Genomic DNA, 16,372 nt, shown 5'->3' with positions numbered 1-16,372 from the left:
TCAATCTTGCGGGAACACGGTGTGGGCTGCGTCACGTTCCAGTTGAATGAAGGGCAGCGAGGAACCGACGCGCCGTGCGTGCGGACGCAGCCTGATGGGGGTCCAGGTGAGTGCTTCCCGGCGTAGTGGGACCACCGACGAGCTGGGGCCCGACGAGCCCGAGCCGCAACCGGAGCGGGATGGTCCGGAGGACTCGGGCGGGTCGGATCTGCTCGCGGCGCTCCTTGACGGCATGGACGCGGCCCTGTGTGCGTTCGACGCGGACGGCGTGGTCACCCACTGGAACCGTGAGGCCGAGCGGATCCTGGGGTGGACGGCGGCGGAGGCGGTGGGCCGGCACGGGTTCGCCGGGTGGGCGGTGCGTGAGGCGGACGCCGACGAGGTCGAGGGGCGGCTGCTGTCGGCCATGCACGCCCCGGGGCGTCAGGTGCACGAGTTCGCGCTGCTCACGAAGGACGGCGGGCGGGTGCTCGTAAGGACGCAGTCGGCGGCCGTGCGTGGCCCGGACGGGAAGCCGGCGGGTGTGTACTGCGCGTTCAGTGAGGTGCATGCGCAGATCGACCTGGAGCGGTCGATCGCGCTGAGCGAGGCGCTGTTCGAGGACGCGGCCTGGGGTGTCGTCCTCGTGGACGCGGATCTGCGGCCGGCCGTGGTCAACGCGCATGCGGCGCGGGCGCTCGGGATCGGACGTACGTCGGCGCTGGGGCGGCCGCTCGGGGAGTTGCTCGCGCAGGGTGTGGAGGAGCTGGAGGGCGCGCTCACGCATGTGCTGGCCGAGGGTGCGCCGCCGGCGCCGGCCGAGATGTGGGTGAGTGTGCGGACGGCGGAGGGCGAGCAGCGGCGCTGCTGGCGGTCCGGGTTCCTGCGGCTGGCGTCGCCGCTCGCGGAGGAGCCGGTGCCGCTCGGGGTGGGCTGGTTGTTCCTGGACGTCACGGAGGGGAAGCAGGCGGAGCAGGAGGCGTCGATGCTGCGCTTCCGTGCGAACCAGTTGCATCGTGCGGGCCGTGCGGCCGCGGACTGCGAGGATCCGGTGGAGGCGGCCACCGTCCATCTGGACTTCGCGTTGGCCGGGTTCGCCGATCACGCGGTGGTCGACCGGGTGGTGGGCGGTGCCCGGGCGGACGGGGACGTGGGTCCGGTACGGCTGGTGCGGATCGCGGCCACGCCCTCCGGGACGCCGGGGCCGAGCCTGGTGACTGGGGCGGCGGGGCTGCCGGTGCGCTACGACGAAGGGCATCCGGCGCTGCAGTGCGTGGCGCGGGCCGGGAGTGTGCGGGCGGACGCCGGTTCGGTGCCGGCGGACCGTGCGCGGGCGTGGGCGCTGGACCGGCAGTGGCCGGAGGACGCGGTGCACGCGTTGTGCGCGGTGCTGCGCAGCCGGGGGCGGACGCTGGGCGTGCTCACGTTTCTCCGTGGGTCGGGGCGCAGCCGTTTCGAGCGTGTGGACGCGACGTACGCGGAGGACGTGGCCGTGCGGATCGCCACGGCGCTGGATCTGGCCCAGCTGGCGAAGGAGAGGCAGCAGTAGGGGCGTCTCAGTGCTGGTAGAAGATCCGGTCGCGGTACTCCTCGAACACGCGGGCGTTCCACTCGTGGCCGCCGTCGACGTTGCCGGAGCGCAGCAGCGGGGGTTCGATGCCGCGGTCGGCGAGGGTGGCCGCGGTGGTGGCCAGGACCGCCTGGAGCAGGGCGCTGGTGACGACGGTGGAGGCGGGGGCGAAGGGCGCCGGGATGGTGTCGAGGGTGAGTTCGGCGTCCCCGATGGCGATCTTCGAGTCGAGTACGACGTCGCAGTGGTCCTTGAGGTACGTGCCGGAGGAGTGCCGGGACGTGGTCTGCGCCGCGTACGCCACGGAGGTCACGCCGATGACCTTGGCGCCGCGCGTGCGGGCGCTGGCGGCCATCTCGACGGGGAGGGCGTTGCGGCCGGAGAGGGAGATGATCACCAGGGTGTCGCCGGCGCGCAGGGGTGAGGTGTCGAGGACGGCGGTGGCGAGGCCGTCGACGCGTTCCAGGCGGGAGCCGAGGGTTGCGGGCATCACGTCGACGCCGACGAGGCCGGGGGCGGCCAGGAGGTTCATGAGGGCGAGGCCGCCCGCGCGGTAGACGACGTCCTGGGCGGCGAGGGAGGAGTGCCCGGCGCCGAAGGCGAACAGCCGGCCGCCGGCGGCGACGGTGTCGGCGAGGAGGGTGGCTGCGGCGGTGATGGCGTCGGCCTCCTCGTCGCGGACGCGTTGCAGGAGGCCGATCGCGGCGTCGAAGAAAAGGTCGGCGGGTGTGCCGTCGCTCATGCGGTGCCCCTTTGCGCGGTCGACGCCATTGTCTGTGTCGCGGATGTCTGTGTCGCGGATCACCCTCCGGTCTGGACCATCTCGGTGTCAATACGGCCGGGGGCGGCAGCGGTGGGCCGGGACGTGCGACCTCTGTTCTCCCGGCGTCCCCCGCTTGTCAGTGGGATCCGGCAGAATTGGTGACAGGGCCAGCGCACGCACGCGACCGGGCTTCGGCAGAGGTAATCGAGGGGCACGTATGTCCGGACTGATCGACACCACGGAGATGTATCTCCGCACCATCCTCGAGCTTGAAGAGGAAGGCGTGGTCCCCATGCGCGCCCGCATCGCGGAGCGGCTCGACCAGAGCGGGCCGACGGTGAGCCAGACGGTGGCGCGGATGGAGCGGGACGGTCTGGTGTCCGTCGCCAGCGACCGCCATCTGGAGCTGACCGACGAGGGTCGCCGGCTGGCGACGCGTGTGATGCGCAAGCACCGGCTCGCCGAGTGCCTGCTGGTCGATGTGATCGGCCTGGAGTGGGAGCAGGTGCACGCCGAGGCGTGTCGCTGGGAGCACGTGATGAGCGAGGCCGTGGAGCGGCGGGTGCTGGAGCTGCTGCGCCACCCGACCGAGTCGCCGTACGGCAATCCGATCCCGGGGCTGGAGGAGCTGGGCGAGAAGGACGGTGCGGACCCGTTCCTCGACGAGGGCATGGTGTCGCTGGCCGACCTGGACCCGGGCGCGGACGGCAAGACCGTGGTCGTACGCAGGATCGGCGAGCCCATCCAGACGGACGCGCAGCTGATGTACACGCTGCGGCGGGCGGGTGTGCAGCCCGGTTCGGTGGTGAGCGTGACGGAGGCGGCCGGCGGGGTGCTGGTGGGAAGCGGTGGTGAGGCGGCCGAGCTGGAGGCGGACGTCGCCTCCCATGTGTTCGTCGCCAAGCGCTGAGTACTGAAACCAGAGCGTCGTTCAACTTCCGTTGCTCGTGGGGGAGTTGGCGCCTCTCTTCGTCGTCTCTCCCGGGTTTGTCGAACGCGTCGAATCCAAGGTTCAATGCGTCGAATCGCAGCGCCGGAACGTTTCGCGTGCGAGGCTGTCGCGAGAGGCATATGACCTGAGGGGGGCGGGGGGATGTGCCGAAGACATCGAAACGGACCTGGGGTTGGCCCCGGCACCCTTCGGTGCCGGGGCCTGTCCTCCCCAGTGCTGACCCGGAGCCCCGAGCTCTCAGGGTCATCCCCACGGACCGTCTTCCCCGAGCGGTCCGCCCCCCGCAGAAGAAATCCCCCTGGTGGCGCCGATCATGCCTGGGGAGGGGTCACTCGAACGAGGGGTGTTGCCCGTAGGGACCCGATTTTCGAATAGGTATTCGATAGTCTGCAGTGGTATCGAAGCATCACGAAGCGATACGAGGCGACACTAGGCACGCGGAGCTAGGGGGGGTGCCAGGCTCATGGCACGACGCATCGACGTGACAGGAGCCGGCGGCGTACACCTCGCCGCCTGGGAGTTCGCGGACCCGCCCAAGCAGGGCGACCCGGCGCGGCCGCACGGTGACCGCGCCGACCGGGACCGCTCGTTCCCCGGTGTGCTGTTACTGCACGGCCTGATGGGCCGCGCCTCGCACTGGGCGTCCACCGCCCGCTGGCTCTCCGACCGGCACCGCGCCGTCGCACTCGACCAGCGCGGCCACGGCCAGAGCGACAAGCCCCCGCAGGCCGCGTACACCCGTGAGGCGTACGTCGAGGACGCCGCGGCCGCCATCGAGCAGCTGGACCTCGCCCCGGCCGTGCTCATCGGCCACGCCATGGGCGCGCTGACCGCCTGGCAGCTCGCCGCGAAGCGCCCCGAACTGGTCCGGGGCCTGATCATCTGCGATATGCGGGCCTCCGCGCTGGGCGCGGCCTCGCAGCGCGAGTGGGCCGACTGGTTCAGGTCCTGGCCCGTCCCCTTCGCCACGCTCGCCGACGTACGCAAGTGGTTCGGCGAGGACGACCCCTGGGTGGAGCGGCCGAACCCGGCACGCGGGGAGTTCTACGCCGAGGTGATGCACGAGAGTGCCGACGGCTGGCGGCCCGTCTTCGACCCCGACCAGATGCTGAAGTCCCGGGAGACCTGGGTGTACGACGCGCACTGGGAGGAACTGGCCCAGGTGCCGTGCCCGACGCTCGTTGTCCGCGGGGTGGACGGGGAGCTGGGGCGGGCGGAGGCACAGGAGATGGTGCGGGTCCTTTCCAAGGGGGAGTACGCGGAGGTGGCCGAGGCGGGGCATCTGTTGCCGTACGACCGGCCGGAGGCTTGGCGGGCGGCTGTGGAGCCGTTTCTCGATCGGGTGGGGGAGTGAGGGGTGCCTGTGGGGGAGTGGGCGCTGCAGTCACCCCTTGCTCACAGCCGTAAGGATCTCCGGCAAGCTCGCCGCCGCGCGCGGTGCCGCCAGGCGCAGCCCCGTCCACGTGATCGCCGCCCCGTAGGCCGCCCCCACCGGTAGCAGCGCCCACGTCCAGTCCTCGCCGCCCGCGCTCACGTTCAACGCGATCGTCAGGGCGATGACGGGGGCGCACAGCAGGGCCGCCGAGACCATGCCGCCGAAGATGGCGATCCAGGCGAGGCCGGTCTGGCCGGGGGCGACGTTCTTGTGGCCCTCCTGGGGGATGGAGTACGGGAAGCGGGCCGATGTCCAGGCGCCGGTCGCCAGCATCGCGCCGAGCAGGGCGAGGGACAGGCCGAGCACCTCGGGCAGCCGGGGCCAGTCGCCCAGTATGGCCGTGGTCACGACGGTCACCAGCGTGGCGTACGGCAGGGTGATCACCAGCAGGGCCAGGGCCCGCCCGCGCAGTTCGACATAGGCGTCCCGCGGGGACGAGATGGTCATCGCGACCATCCAGAAGGCGGAGGTGTCCTGCCCGAACTGGTTGTACATCTGGATGCCGAGCATCCCGGCGGCGAAGCACGCGAAGTAGATCGACCCGGTGCCCTGGAGGGCGTTGAAGACGGGCACGATCAGGCCGATGGCCAGCGAGGTCACCCACGCGGCCTTGGTCTTGGGGTCGCGCCAGACATAGCGCAGGCTGCGCGCCATGACCGTTCCGGTACGGCCGGCGGGGAGCAGCCGGCCGAGGCCCGCGCCGTCGGAGGAAAAACGGCTCCGGCCGGCCGAGTCGGGCGCCTGGAGCGTCGAGCCGTCCGGTGAGGTCATCAGCCGGGTCAGGGTCCGCGCCCACGCGCCGATCAGCAACGCCAACGCGGCCACGGACAGGCCCAGTTGTGCGGCGGCCGTGCCGTTCGAGCCCTCGCTCGCCGAGTGCACCGCGCCGATCGCCGACGCCGGCGGCAGCCAGCGCACCACGTCGGTCACCGGTGTGAGTTCCCCGAGCCCGGCCGAACCGAGGCTCCGGGCACCGAAGTTGACCAGTTGCGCCCCGACCGCGATGACCAGGCCGCTCAGTACGGCCAGGTCACGGCCCTTGCGGCTGCTGAGCAGCCGTACGTTCGCGGCGGCCACGGCCCGTGCGAGGGCCACGCAGATCAGCAGCGCGAGGACGACCGCGACGACCGCGACACCGTACGCCGCCGCCCCGTGCGCCACGGACACCGCACAGCCCACCAGCAGCAACAGCGAGAACAGCGGGCCGATACCGACCAGGGAGGCGGCCAGCAGGGCCCGCACCAGCGGTCGTGGCCGCAGCGGGAGCATCACCAGGCGGGTCGGGTCCAGGGTCTCGTCGCCGCTGGGGAAGAACAGCGGCATCACCGCCCAACCGAGCGCCAGCACGGCCGCTCCCAGCACGGCCACGGCGTCCGCGTGCGCATGCCCGCGCAGCAGGACCAGCCCCAGCAGCTGTACCGCCCCGAACAGCAGCGCGATCACGGCCGACGCGACGAACGCGGCCCGCCGGCCACCGGACTGCCGCAGCCCGTTGCGCAGCAGCGACAGCTTCAGCCGTACGACGGTGGAGGTCACGTCCGTCATCGGGCCGTCCCGCCGCCCAGCCAGTCCAGGTCCGAACCGGCGTCCCGGCCGCTCGCCCCGACGAGTTCGAGGAAGGCGGCCTGGAGGGTGGTGTGCGCCCCGCGCACGTCCTCCAGGGTGCCCGTCGCGCGGATCCGTCCGGCGGCCATCACCGCCACCCAGTCGCACAGCGACTCGACGAGTTCCATGACGTGGGAGGAGAAGACGACGGTCGCGCCGGAGGCCGTGTAGCGCTCCAGGACGCCCCGGATGGTCTGCGCGGACACCGGGTCGACGCCCTCGAACGGCTCGTCCAGGAAGAGGACTTCGGGGTTGTGGAGGAGAGCCGCGGCTAGCCCGATCTTCTTGCGCATGCCGGTCGAGTAGTCGACGACGAGTTTGTGCTGGGCTCCGGCGAGATCGAGCACGTCCAGGAGCTGGGCGGCCCGCTTGTCGACCTCGGCGCCGGGCAGCCCGCGCAGCCGGCCGCTGTAGGCGAGCAGTTCGCGTCCCGAGAGCCGCTCGAAGAGTCGTAGCCCCTCGGGCAGCACGCCGATACGGGCCTTCACCGCCACCGGGTCCCGCCACACGTCGTGCCCGACGACCTCGACGCTCCCCTGATCCGGGCGGAGCAGCCCGGTCACCATGGAGAGAGTGGTGGTCTTCCCGGCCCCGTTGGGCCCGACCAGCCCGACGAACTTCCCGGCGGGCAGCGACAGATCGATCCCGCCGACGGCCACCTGCTGCCCAAAGCGTTTCCAGAGCCCACGAACACGAACGGCATCGGTCATGCCAGCACCCTAGGGGGTGGGCAGCGCCCTCAGGGGCGCGGGGGAACCACGCACCTCAGCGGTCCCGCCCGCACGCATAGGCAAGCGCCGAGATCAACTCCTCCGCGTCCGGCAGCCACCGGTTCGCCGGTGTCGGCCGGCAGGCCCACTGCACCGCACCCCGGGAGCTGTACCGCGTCGGCGGCGCCGGCACGTACGCGCCCTCGCCCAGTGCCGTGAGGTCCAGCGACGCCGGCGACCAGCCCAGCTTCCGTACCAGCTCCGGCACCTTCACCGACCCGCCCGGCAGTACGAAGAACTGCATCCGCCGATCAGGCGTGAGCGTCACCGGCCCGAGCGTCAGCTCCATCCGCTCCATGCGTGCCAGCGCCAGAAACCCCGCCGTCTCCGGGACGGACAACGCGTCGAAGGTCCGCCCCGTCGGCAGCAGGATCGACGCCGCCGGCTGCTTCTGCCACATCCGGCGCGCCACCGTCGCACTACCGGTCGCCTGCGTCGCCCAGTCCGGGCGCGCCGCGTGCGCGCCGGGCGCCGCGCACGCCACCTCCCCGCAGGAACAGCGCTGCACCCCCTGGACCGCTTCCAGCCAGGTGCCCGGGAAGACGTCCCAGTGGCGCTCCTCGGCGTAGCGTACGGCGGTCTCCAGCAGCGATTCCCCACGCTGCTTCGGAATCTGAGCGGCTTCGGTGCCGACGATCGTCTCTTCCACGCTCAACACAACTCCCGCACCCACCTGGAGTTACGGGCGTAGCGCGCGCGGGGGAGGAGCATCGGTTCCGCAACCGGGGCGCATGGATGCACGTGTGGGGGCGCGCAGGAGGAACCGGGGCGTGAGCGGGTAGTCACAAGTGGGGGGTTGGCAGCGGTCGTACCCGCAATTCCGCTGCCTTTACCCGGCAATCCTCGCATGTCCCGCATTTTCGGTATGTCCGCTGGGCAGTGATCGTCAAGGCCGGATCTTTTCCCAACAGGGAGTTCGCAGGGGGTACGCCATGGCCGCAAGGCCGCTTGTCGCGCGGCAGCCGAACGAACGGTTGCAGGCGCTCATCCAGGAGGCGGGGTGCTCGAACGCCGGGCTCGCCCGCCGGGTCAACATGTGCGGTGCGGAGCACGGTCTCGACCTCCGGTACGACAAGACGTCCGTGGCCCGCTGGCTACGCGGACAGCAGCCGCGGGGCCGGGCACCGGCGATCATCGCCGAGGCGCTGGGGCGCAAGCTGGGCCGCACGGTCACGATCGACGAGATCGGCATGGCCAACGGCAAGAACCTCGCGTCGGGCGTCGGCCTGCAGTTCTCGCCGACGGTCCTGGGGGCCATCGAGCAGGTCTGCGAGCTGTGGCGCAGTGACGTGGGCCGCCGGGACTTCCTGTCCGGCTCCTCGGTCGCCGCGTCCGCGCTGGTCGAGCCCAGCCGGGACTGGCTGATCTCGGCGCCGGACGCGCAGGTGGCGCGGCAGGCCGGGCCGCGGGTCGGACCGTCGGACGTCGCGGCCGTGAAGGCCATGACACAGGCGCTCACCGACCTGGACCACCAGTACGGCAGCGGGCATGTGCGCCCGGTCGTGGTGCACTACCTCAACAGCGTGGTCTCCGGCCTGCTCGCCGGGTCCTACCGGGAGCCCGTGGGCAGGGAGTTGTTCGCGGCCGTCGCCCGGCTCACCGAACTCGCCGGGTACATGGCCGTGGACACCGGCCAACCCGGTCTGGCCCAGCGGTACTACATCCAGTCGCTGCGTCTCGCGCAGGCCGCCGGTGACCGTGGCTACGGCGGCTATGTGCTCGCCGCCTCCATGAGCCACCTCGCCGCTCAGCTCGGAAACCCGCGGGAGATCGCCCAGTTGGCGCGGGCGGCGCAGGAGGGGGCGCGTGGGCGCGTGACCCCGCGCGCGGAGGCGATGTTCTACGCGGCCGAGGCCCGGGGGCACGCGTTGCTGGGCGACGCGCGGTCGGCGCAGCTGGCGTCCGGGCGTGCGGTGTCGGCGATGGAGGCGGCCGATCCGTCCTCCGGGGACGACCCGTCGTGGATCGCGCACTTCGACGAGGCGTATCTGGCCGACGAGTTGGCGCACTGCCACCGTGACCTGGGTCAGGCCGAGGCGGCCGCGCGGAGCGCGGAGCAGTCGCTGGCCGGGCACCCGCCGGCGCGGGCGCGGCGCCGCGCGATCGGCTATGTGCTCCTCGCCACGGCGCAGGTGCAGCAGCGTGAGATCGAACAGGCCTGTGCCACCGGGCTGAAGGCGGTGGAACTGCTGGAGACGGTCCGTTCCAACCGGGGCGCCGAGTACCTGGAGGACTTCCAGCAGCGTCTGGAGCCGTTCCGGGACGAACCGGTCGTCAGGGAGTTCGGCGCCCGCCTGGATCTGCAGGCAGCCGCATGAATTCATGCCCCGCGGCTGCGTGAACGTGTGGGAAACCACACCTTGCCGTGCGAGAGGCGGCATATACAGCGCACCGCGGGGCGGTTTTGTTACTGCTGTCACAGGGAAGAAGATCGCGCCCTCGGCTGCGTGGCACCTTGCTGAGGGGACCCGGTAGCGTGAGCCGACGATTCACAAGGTCCCCCATTAGTAGGAGTCCCGGTGACGCAGAGTGGACAGGGCGAGCCCGCGCGCGAAGGCATCGTGCTGCCCTCCGACGGTGGCGAGCCCCTGCTGCCGGGCATGACGGGCGTTCCCGCCCCCGTATCGCAGCCGCCCGTGCAGGCCCCGGCGCCGACCACCGCGCCCTCCGAGGGCCAGGCCTGGGGACAGCCGTGGGGGCCCGGTCAACAGCGGAGCGCGCCGCAGCCCGAGCAGGGCTGGCCGCAGGCGGCCGGCCAGGAGTGGAACACCCCGGAGCCGGCGCTGCCGCCCGCCTGGAACGCCCAGTCCCAGGCCGCGCAGTCCCACGCCGACCAGTACCAGTCCCACGCCGAGCAGTTCCAGCCCCCCGCCTCCGGCGCCGGCCCGCTCCCGCCGGAGGGGGCGCCCGCCCCGTCGTACGGCGGCGGCTACGAGCAGTCGTACGAGCAGTCCCACGGCTACGGCGCCCAGCCCCAGCAGCCGTACGGCGCCCCGCTGCCCCCGGCCGCCGGCCAGGACTCCTACGGCGCTCCGGGCGCCGCGCTGCCGGCCGCCGTCCCGCACGGGAGCCACGGCGGGCACCCCGGCGCCCTGCCGTCCGCCGCCGACGAAGGCGCGACCCAGTACCTCCCGCCGGTGCCCGCCGCGCCGGTGTACGAGGGGGCCACGCAGTACATACCGCCCGTGTCGGCGGCCCCCGAAGGGGCCACCCAGCTGATACCGCCGGTCGGCCCCGGAGCGCTGCCGCCGGAGAGATCCAGTGAGCAGACCACCTTCCTGGGCCGGCAGTCCGCCCCCGCCGCGCACCCCGACGCCGAGGCCACGCAGTACATCGCGCCGTACCAGGCCGGTGCCCCGCAGGGCGGGGACCGGCAGCCGCCCGCCGAGTTCGACAACCTCTTCCGCAGCGCCTCCGGCGGCGAGCCCCCGGCCGCGTCCACGGCCCAGTTGCCCCGCTTCCAGCAGCAGCCGCAGAACTTCCAGCAGCCGCCGGCGTACACCCCGCCCCCGCCGTCGTACGACCACGACGGTGACGGCGGTGGCCGGGGCGGTGGTGGCAGGTCGAAGGTGCCGTTGATCGCGGCCGTCGGGATCGGGATCACCGTCCTCGGGATCGGGGCCGGTGCCCTGTTCAGCGGGGGCGGCGGGGGCTCGGGCGACGCCGACAAGACGGTCGCCGCGTCCCTGCCTGCGACCGACGGCTCCTCGTCGGGCGCGGCCGACCCGGCGAAGGCGCAGGCCACCGCCCTGGACAAGCTGCTCGCCGACAGCGGCAGCAGCCGGGCCACGGTGATCGGCGCCGTCGCCAACGTGAAGCAGTGCAAGGACCTGGACGATTCCGCCTCCGACCTGCGCACCGCCGCCACGCAGCGTGCCGCGCTGGTCACCCGGCTGTCGAAGCTGTCCGTCGACAAGCTGCCGGACAACGCGGAGCTGACCACCGCCCTCACCCAGGCCTGGCAGGCCTCCGCGAACGCCGACAACCACTACGCGGCCTGGGCCGACCAGGCCAAGGGCAAGCACGGCTGCCACAAGGGCCAGGCCCGCACCACCGGCCAGACCGCGGCCGGCAACCGGGAGAGCGGGACAGCCAGCTCCCAGAAGGTGAAGGCGGCCGCGCTGTGGAACACGATCGCGAGCAAGTACGGGCTGACCCAGCGGCAGCCGACCCAGCTGTGAGAACGGGCCGGCCGGCTGTGAGGGCCGGCCGGCCGGTCAGCTGAGGTCGGCGTTCTCCAGGATCTTCGCCATGTCGAGGGCGTTCTTGTTCGCCGACTGGAGCAGGCCGCCCTTGACGGTCTGGACGTTCACGTCGGTGTTGACCAGCCGGGAGAAGCCGGCCGCGGCCAGCTTGCCCTGGTAGGGCCAGGACAGGGACGGGGTCAGGCCGCCGGTGGAGACCTTCAGGCCGTCGTTGAGGGTGCGGCGCACACTGTCGGCGCTGACCTCGCCGCTGCCGATCTTCTTCAGGGCGGCGGTCAGGACCTGGTAGGCGATCCAGGTCGTCTGCACCCCGGCGTCGGCCGGGTCGATCCGGTTGTCGCCGAAGGCCTCCTTGCTGATGACCTTCTTCATCTGGTCCCAGCGCGAGTCCGAGGCCACCGGGTACCAGCCGGTGATGTACGACCCCTCGTACGGGCCGGACGCACCGCCGGTGGAGTTGATCACCGTCTGGTCGACGCTGCCGACCTCGGCGGCCGTCTTCACCTTCGGGTAGTCGTCGCGGGCGCGCTGGAAGTTGTCCATGAAGGTGGCCGTGCGGTCACCGAGCTCGGGCACCACACAGCCCTCCTTCAGCGAGTCCGAAGTGGCGTTCTCCAGCGCCTTCTGCGACTGCTTGTCGTACTCGGTGAGATCCTCGGCCGCGAGCTGGTCGATCGCCTTGGCGTGGCTGCCGGCCTGCAGGCCCGAGTCGAGCAGCTGGGGCAGCTGGTCGCCGGCGATGCTGTCCGGGCGGACCAGGGTGACCGGGCCGCAGGAGCCGGCCAGCGCCTCCCCGAGTCCGGCCAGCAGGGTGAGCTGGCCGCCGTTGACCGGGTAGGAGACGGGGCTGGTGAACTCCTGGTTCGACGCCCCGTAGCCGCCTATGTAGGGGATGGCGGCGCCTTCCAGCGCGGCGAAGTAGGAGTCGCCGAACTGGCTGTAGGAGCCGACGACCGCGACGACGTTCTCGTCGGCCGCCTTCTGGGCGCAGTTCGCGGCGCCCACGCTGGTGTTGTGGTCGTTGCAGGTGAGCAGCTTGAGCTTGCGGCCGTTGATGCCACCCTGGGAGTTGGTCCAGCGGACGATGGCCGACGCCATGGCGGGCATGCCGGGCTTGTTGGTGGCGCCGGTCTGCTGCGGCGCCCAGGTCATCACCTTGATCTCGTCGTCCCCCGAGCCCGACAGTCCTGGGATGACCCCGCAGCCGGCGGCGAGTGACGCGCAGGCCGTCATGGCCACCGCGGACAGGGCGGTGGCTCTGACGCGCCGGTGGGTCGTGGGGAGCATGGTGCTGAGGGTGGGGCGCCTGCCGGTCATGAACACACACGATTCCGCCACATCAATAACCAGCGAGTGCCCCATGGTCAACGAAGAGTGACGTACGGGTGAATTACGGGGGGCGGTTACGGACGTGTGACGAGGAACGTACGATCGATGACCGTGCAAGGTTCGGAGAACTCTTCCCGTCGCGGCCGTCGCTCCTCCACCATGGGCGGCATGCCACTCAATGACATGCCGTGGTGGCGCTGGCGCAGCAATGTGCGCTCCGCGCTGCACATGCTTTCCGACCCGGACTTCCAGCGGAACGTCTGGCTGGCCGGCCAGGAGGGGTACGGAGATGTGACCGACGCGGTCTACCGGCTGGTCGAGGACACCTGGCTGGACAGCTGGTCCGCGGAGAAATACGTCGGGACGATATTCCGCGACTCGCAGGAGGCGGCGCTCGTCGACACCGCCGTGCTGCGGGTGCTGCGGATCATGCACCAGGTCGGGCCGGACGCGCCGGTCTCCGCGTACCTCGACCACCAGGCGTGGCCGGACGCGGTGCGGGCGGCCCGGGACGCGCACATGCGTCTGGCGGCGAGCGACGGCGACGATCCGGACATCCCGCCGCGCAGCCTCGAGGTGCTGCGGATCGTGACCCGGGCGGCGTGAGTCCGCGAAGCGGACGCTGACCGCCGGGGGGCGGCCGGGCATGAGATTCTGTGGTGCATGACCGATCAGTCCACCCGAGCCCAGGCCGCCCCGGCCGACCAGTACGTCCTCACCCTCTCCTGCCCGGACAAGAAGGGCATCGTGCACGCCGTGTCGAGCTACCTCTTCATGACCGGCTGCAACATCGAGGACAGCCAGCAGTTCGGGGACCACGACACGGGTCTGTTCTTCATGCGCGTCCACTTCTCCGCCGAGGAGCCGGTGACGGTCGACAAGCTGCGGGCCAGCTTCGCGGCGGTCGGCGACTCCTTCCACATGGACTGGCAGATCAACCGGGCCGACGAGCGGATGCGGGTCGTCCTCATGGTCAGCAAGTTCGGTCACTGTCTGAACGACCTGCTCTTCCGGGCCAGTATCGGTGCGCTGCCGGTGGAGATCGCCGCGGTGGTCTCCAACCACACCGACTTCGCGGAGCTGGTGGGCTCGTACAACATCCCCTTCCACCACATCCCGGTGACGAAGGAGACCAAGGCGGACGCGGAGGCACGGTTCCTCGAGCTCGTCCGCGAGGAGAACGTCGAACTGGTGGTCCTCGCCCGCTATATGCAGGTCCTCTCGGACGACCTGTGCAAGCAGCTCAGCGGCCGGATCATCAACATCCACCACTCGTTCCTGCCGAGCTTCAAGGGCGCGAAGCCGTACCACCAGGCGCATGCGCGGGGCGTCAAGCTGATCGGAGCGACGGCGCACTACGTCACGGCGGACCTCGACGAGGGGCCGATCATCGAGCAGGAGGTCGAACGGGTGGGTCATGGCGTCACCCCGGACCAGCTGGTCGCGATCGGGCGCGACGTGGAGTGCCAGGCGCTGGCGCGGGCGGTGAAGTGGCATGCGGAGCGCCGCATCCTGCTCAACGGCCGACGGACGGTCGTCTTCGCCTGACGGCTGTTTCGGGCGGGTGCCTTCGCCCAAGGGGCGGGGCGGTTCGGTCGTGGTGCGACTGCGGGTGGTTCGTGGCTGGTCTCGCAGTTCCCCCGCGCCCCCAAGGAAACGCCCGCATCTCTCAGGGGCGCGGGGAACTGCGCGAACGGCCCCCCATGTACCCGCAGCCGCCGCAAGACCGAACCACCTCGCCCCTGGCGCGAACCGGCACCTACATCCGGCTCAGGCTCGCCGCCGCGAACAGCACGTCCCTGATCGCCGCCCTGTCTCCCAGCTGCCCCGCCGCAGCGTCCTCCGGCGGTACATGGCCCGCGGCCAACCGGCAGAACTCCACGTCGTCCAGTGCCACGTGCGCCACCTCGAACTCCTCCGAGCCCACCGCCCCCGGTGAGTCCAGCGGGATCAGCCACTCGCCGCCCCCGGTGCCCTCGATCTCCAGCCGCAGGCTTCGGCCCGGCTGTCCCGCGGGGACGAGGTGCGGGGTCGGACCGGGCGCCGCAAGACCCGCCTGCCGGCGCGCCGCCAGCGCAGCGGGAAGCATGCGTGCCGCGAGGTCGATCATCCGGTGCAGGTACCTCGGGGCCGGCGGCCCGTAGGGGTAGTCAACGGCCTCCGCGATGTCCTCCGCGTGCACCCAGCACTCGAAGGCACGGTCCAGCATCGCGTCGTGCAACGGCAGGGCGAAGTCGCCGTACGACACCCCGAGGCGCCCGGCGCCGCCGCCGGTGAAGGAGACGGTCTGCACGACCCGGTGGCTCTGCTCCCGCCAGGGAGCCCGCACCGCACGGGTCGGCGGGAAGTGCGAGGCCCGCCAGAAGGCCTCGGTGCGGGCGGCGGGGCCCTGTGCGGGAGCCTCCCCGACGGGGTCGTCCAGACCGAGCGCCGCCGCCACCAGGCCGTCGACGGACAGCAGGTGCGCGATCACCCCGGCGACCGTCGTACGGCGGCTGGTCTGCGCCGCGCCGTCGAACCAGCGCAGCCGTACCGGGGCGTGCCACTCCGCGTCGCCGAAGTCCTGGAGGAGGGCGTCCAGGCGGGCGGTCTCGGCGTCGTAGGGCGCCGCCCACTCGGGGATCGGGATGCGCGGTGGCCGGCGGTCCAGGCAGGCCTCCAGGACGCGGGTGCGCAGGCCGGGGTCGAGGTCGAGGCTCTCCGGCTGGTGCAGCAGGCCGACCGCCTCGCGCAGTCGGCGGGCCTCGTCCGCGCAGGCCCCGCAGTCGCCGAGGTGGATCTCGACGGCGAGGGCCTCCGCCGTCGAGCAGGCGGCCAAAGCCCACGCCCCCAGCAGGGATTTCAGGACGTCGTGCGGCAACTCCACCGGTACCGGCGGCAGTTCGTCGTCCACTTCGGGCAGCGGCTGCCCGGTGTCCTCGACGGAGGCCCGGGGCAGCGGTACGCGCGGCGGGCCGCCCGGCTCGCCGCTGCCGTCGCGCGGCACGTCACCGGCTCCGGCTCCGTCTCCGGAGCCCGTGCCGTCGTGGGCCTCGAAGGGGTCTGCGCCGGTCACACCGCACCTCCGTATCCGGGCGGTCTCCCGGCATCGTGCGCGGTGGAGAGCAGTTGCAGGCCGAGGCGCAGCCGGCGGCGGGCCTCGTCCTCGGTGACGCCGAGGTCCACCGCGGTCTGGCGGTAGTCACGGCGCTGGAAGTAGGCGAGGTCCAGGGCGGCGCGCAGCGGGGTCGGCATGGAGTGCACGATGTAGTCCGCGCGGGCGGCGACGGAGGCGCGCCGCACCTTGCGCTCCAGCTCCCGGGTGGCCTCCGAGCCGGTGTCGCCCGGGGTGAGCGCGGCGGTCTCGGTGGCCCTGAGACGCTGCACGGCGAGCCGGTGGGTCAGCGCGGCGACCCAGGAGCGCAGCGGGCCCTGCCTGGGGTCGTAGGCGTCCGGATGCTCCCAGACGTGGGCGAAGACCTCGCGGGTTATGGAGTCGGCGGCCCGCTCGTCCCCGAGGACGCGGTGGGCGAGGCCGTGCACCAGCGAGGCGAAGCGGTCGTAGAGCTCACCGAGGGCGGCCGCCTCGCCGCGTGCGAGCCGCTGCTGCATCTTGCGGTCCCAGCGGGGCGGTACGTCCTTCTTCGCCATGCGGCCCCCTCCCCATGCCCGTGTCCAGCCTGTCTCCACTGAACCCTTCTCGGTAACCTCTCGTGACGGTTCGTGATCTTCGTTTCAGGTGGTGCGTCCGTGCTCGATCTGGAGCAGGACGAGGGCGGCGCGGG

14 protein-coding genes are annotated in these 16,372 nt (G+C 72.0%); 7 read left to right on the top strand and 7 right to left on the bottom strand.

What is annotated here, in order from left to right:
* Positions 1 to 106: 106 nt before the first annotated feature.
* On the top strand, positions 107 to 1,528 hold the full coding sequence (locus ABTY98_RS26350) for a PAS domain-containing protein (RefSeq protein ID WP_352223448.1): 1,422 nt from the start codon (positions 107 to 109) through the stop codon (positions 1,526 to 1,528).
* Positions 1,529 to 1,535: 7 nt separating this feature from the next.
* Here ABTY98_RS26350 and ABTY98_RS26345 read toward each other — a convergent pair whose 3' ends face one another.
* Complete coding sequence (locus tag ABTY98_RS26345) at positions 1,536 to 2,291, bottom strand: SIS domain-containing protein (RefSeq protein ID WP_352223447.1); 756 nt, start codon at positions 2,289 to 2,291, stop codon at positions 1,536 to 1,538.
* 238 nt (positions 2,292 to 2,529) lie between these two features.
* Here ABTY98_RS26345 and ABTY98_RS26340 point away from each other — a divergent pair, with 238 nt between their 5' ends.
* Complete coding sequence (locus tag ABTY98_RS26340) at positions 2,530 to 3,222, top strand: iron-dependent transcriptional repressor DtxR (protein ID WP_351321325.1); 693 nt, start codon at positions 2,530 to 2,532, stop codon at positions 3,220 to 3,222.
* A gap of 505 nt (positions 3,223 to 3,727) precedes the next feature.
* On the top strand, positions 3,728 to 4,618 hold the full coding sequence (locus ABTY98_RS26335) for an alpha/beta fold hydrolase (protein WP_352223446.1): 891 nt from the start codon (positions 3,728 to 3,730) through the stop codon (positions 4,616 to 4,618).
* Between the two features lie 30 nt (positions 4,619 to 4,648).
* Here ABTY98_RS26335 and ABTY98_RS26330 read toward each other — a convergent pair whose 3' ends face one another.
* The 3 genes from ABTY98_RS26330 to ABTY98_RS26320 are packed head-to-tail and all read right to left on the bottom strand — an operon-like array spanning position 4,649 to position 7,732.
* A complete protein-coding gene (locus ABTY98_RS26330) occupies positions 4,649 to 6,244 on the bottom strand; it encodes a transporter (RefSeq protein ID WP_352223445.1) in 1,596 nt (531 codons plus the stop codon).
* Complete coding sequence (locus ABTY98_RS26325) at positions 6,241 to 7,014, bottom strand: ABC transporter ATP-binding protein (protein WP_352223444.1); 774 nt, start codon at positions 7,012 to 7,014, stop codon at positions 6,241 to 6,243. The genes ABTY98_RS26330 and ABTY98_RS26325 overlap by 4 nt, the downstream gene beginning before the upstream one ends.
* 55 nt (positions 7,015 to 7,069) lie before the next feature.
* Positions 7,070 to 7,732, bottom strand: coding sequence for a bifunctional DNA primase/polymerase (locus tag ABTY98_RS26320; RefSeq protein WP_352223443.1), 663 nt, complete (start codon positions 7,730 to 7,732; stop codon positions 7,070 to 7,072).
* A gap of 274 nt (positions 7,733 to 8,006) precedes the next feature.
* Here ABTY98_RS26320 and ABTY98_RS26315 point away from each other — a divergent pair, with 274 nt between their 5' ends.
* Together ABTY98_RS26315 and ABTY98_RS26310 are read left to right on the top strand one after the other, a co-directional pair.
* Complete coding sequence (locus ABTY98_RS26315) at positions 8,007 to 9,392, top strand: NsdA family TPR-like regulatory protein (protein WP_352223442.1); 1,386 nt, start codon at positions 8,007 to 8,009, stop codon at positions 9,390 to 9,392.
* 201 nt (positions 9,393 to 9,593) lie between these two features.
* Positions 9,594 to 11,255: a hypothetical protein gene (locus ABTY98_RS26310; protein WP_352223441.1), complete on the top strand. Its 1,662-nt coding sequence runs from the start codon at positions 9,594 to 9,596 to the stop codon at positions 11,253 to 11,255.
* 36 nt (positions 11,256 to 11,291) lie between these two features.
* On the opposite strand, the gene ABTY98_RS26305 is transcribed toward ABTY98_RS26310, so the two are convergent.
* Positions 11,292 to 12,596 (bottom strand): ABC transporter substrate-binding protein, encoded by a 1,305-nt coding sequence (locus ABTY98_RS26305; RefSeq protein WP_352223440.1) that lies wholly within the window; start codon positions 12,594 to 12,596, stop codon positions 11,292 to 11,294.
* A 117-nt stretch (positions 12,597 to 12,713) separates the two neighbouring features.
* Here ABTY98_RS26305 and ABTY98_RS26300 point away from each other — a divergent pair, with 117 nt between their 5' ends.
* Together ABTY98_RS26300 and purU are read left to right on the top strand one after the other, a co-directional pair.
* Positions 12,714 to 13,214 carry an SCO4402 family protein gene (locus ABTY98_RS26300; protein WP_352223439.1) on the top strand — a complete coding sequence of 167 codons (501 nt, stop codon included), beginning with the start codon at positions 12,714 to 12,716 and terminating at the stop codon, positions 13,212 to 13,214.
* A gap of 57 nt (positions 13,215 to 13,271) precedes the next feature.
* Positions 13,272 to 14,156 (top strand): formyltetrahydrofolate deformylase, encoded by an 885-nt coding sequence (gene purU, locus ABTY98_RS26295; RefSeq protein ID WP_352223438.1) that lies wholly within the window; start codon positions 13,272 to 13,274, stop codon positions 14,154 to 14,156.
* Positions 14,157 to 14,367: 211 nt separating this feature from the next.
* Here purU and ABTY98_RS26290 read toward each other — a convergent pair whose 3' ends face one another.
* Complete coding sequence (locus ABTY98_RS26290) at positions 14,368 to 15,663, bottom strand: maleylpyruvate isomerase N-terminal domain-containing protein (RefSeq protein WP_502994359.1); 1,296 nt, start codon at positions 15,661 to 15,663, stop codon at positions 14,368 to 14,370.
* Positions 15,660 to 16,238, bottom strand: a complete 579-nt coding sequence (locus tag ABTY98_RS26285) for a sigma-70 family RNA polymerase sigma factor (protein WP_352223437.1) — start codon at positions 16,236 to 16,238, stop codon at positions 15,660 to 15,662. Before ABTY98_RS26285 ends, ABTY98_RS26290 begins: the two co-directional genes overlap by 4 nt.
* Positions 16,239 to 16,372 lie beyond the last annotated feature (134 nt).

The organism is Streptomyces sp. NPDC096040 (assembly GCF_040303265.1).
In the GTDB taxonomy this organism is placed as follows: Bacteria; Actinomycetota; Actinomycetes; order Streptomycetales; family Streptomycetaceae; genus Streptomyces.
This window is presented reverse-complemented; position numbering and strand designations above follow the sequence as displayed.

Bases quoted from the DNA above. Each gene is read 5' to 3' on its own strand.
- purU (WP_352223438.1), top strand. From the start codon at position 13,272: ATGACCGATCAGTCCACCCGAGCCCAGGCCGCCCCGGCCGACCAGTAC.
- ABTY98_RS26305 (WP_352223440.1), bottom strand. From the start codon at position 12,596: ATGACCGGCAGGCGCCCCACCCTCAGCACCATGCTCCCCACGACCCAC.
- ABTY98_RS26285 (WP_352223437.1), bottom strand. From the start codon at position 16,238: ATGGCGAAGAAGGACGTACCGCCCCGCTGGGACCGCAAGATGCAGCAG.
- ABTY98_RS26335 (WP_352223446.1), top strand. From the start codon at position 3,728: ATGGCACGACGCATCGACGTGACAGGAGCCGGCGGCGTACACCTCGCC.
- ABTY98_RS26325 (WP_352223444.1), bottom strand. From the start codon at position 7,014: ATGACCGATGCCGTTCGTGTTCGTGGGCTCTGGAAACGCTTTGGGCAG.
- ABTY98_RS26300 (WP_352223439.1), top strand. From the start codon at position 12,714: ATGACCGTGCAAGGTTCGGAGAACTCTTCCCGTCGCGGCCGTCGCTCC.
- ABTY98_RS26315 (WP_352223442.1), top strand. From the start codon at position 8,007: ATGGCCGCAAGGCCGCTTGTCGCGCGGCAGCCGAACGAACGGTTGCAG.
- ABTY98_RS26345 (WP_352223447.1), bottom strand. From the start codon at position 2,291: ATGAGCGACGGCACACCCGCCGACCTTTTCTTCGACGCCGCGATCGGC.
- ABTY98_RS26330 (WP_352223445.1), bottom strand. From the start codon at position 6,244: ATGACGGACGTGACCTCCACCGTCGTACGGCTGAAGCTGTCGCTGCTG.
- ABTY98_RS26340 (WP_351321325.1), top strand. From the start codon at position 2,530: ATGTCCGGACTGATCGACACCACGGAGATGTATCTCCGCACCATCCTC.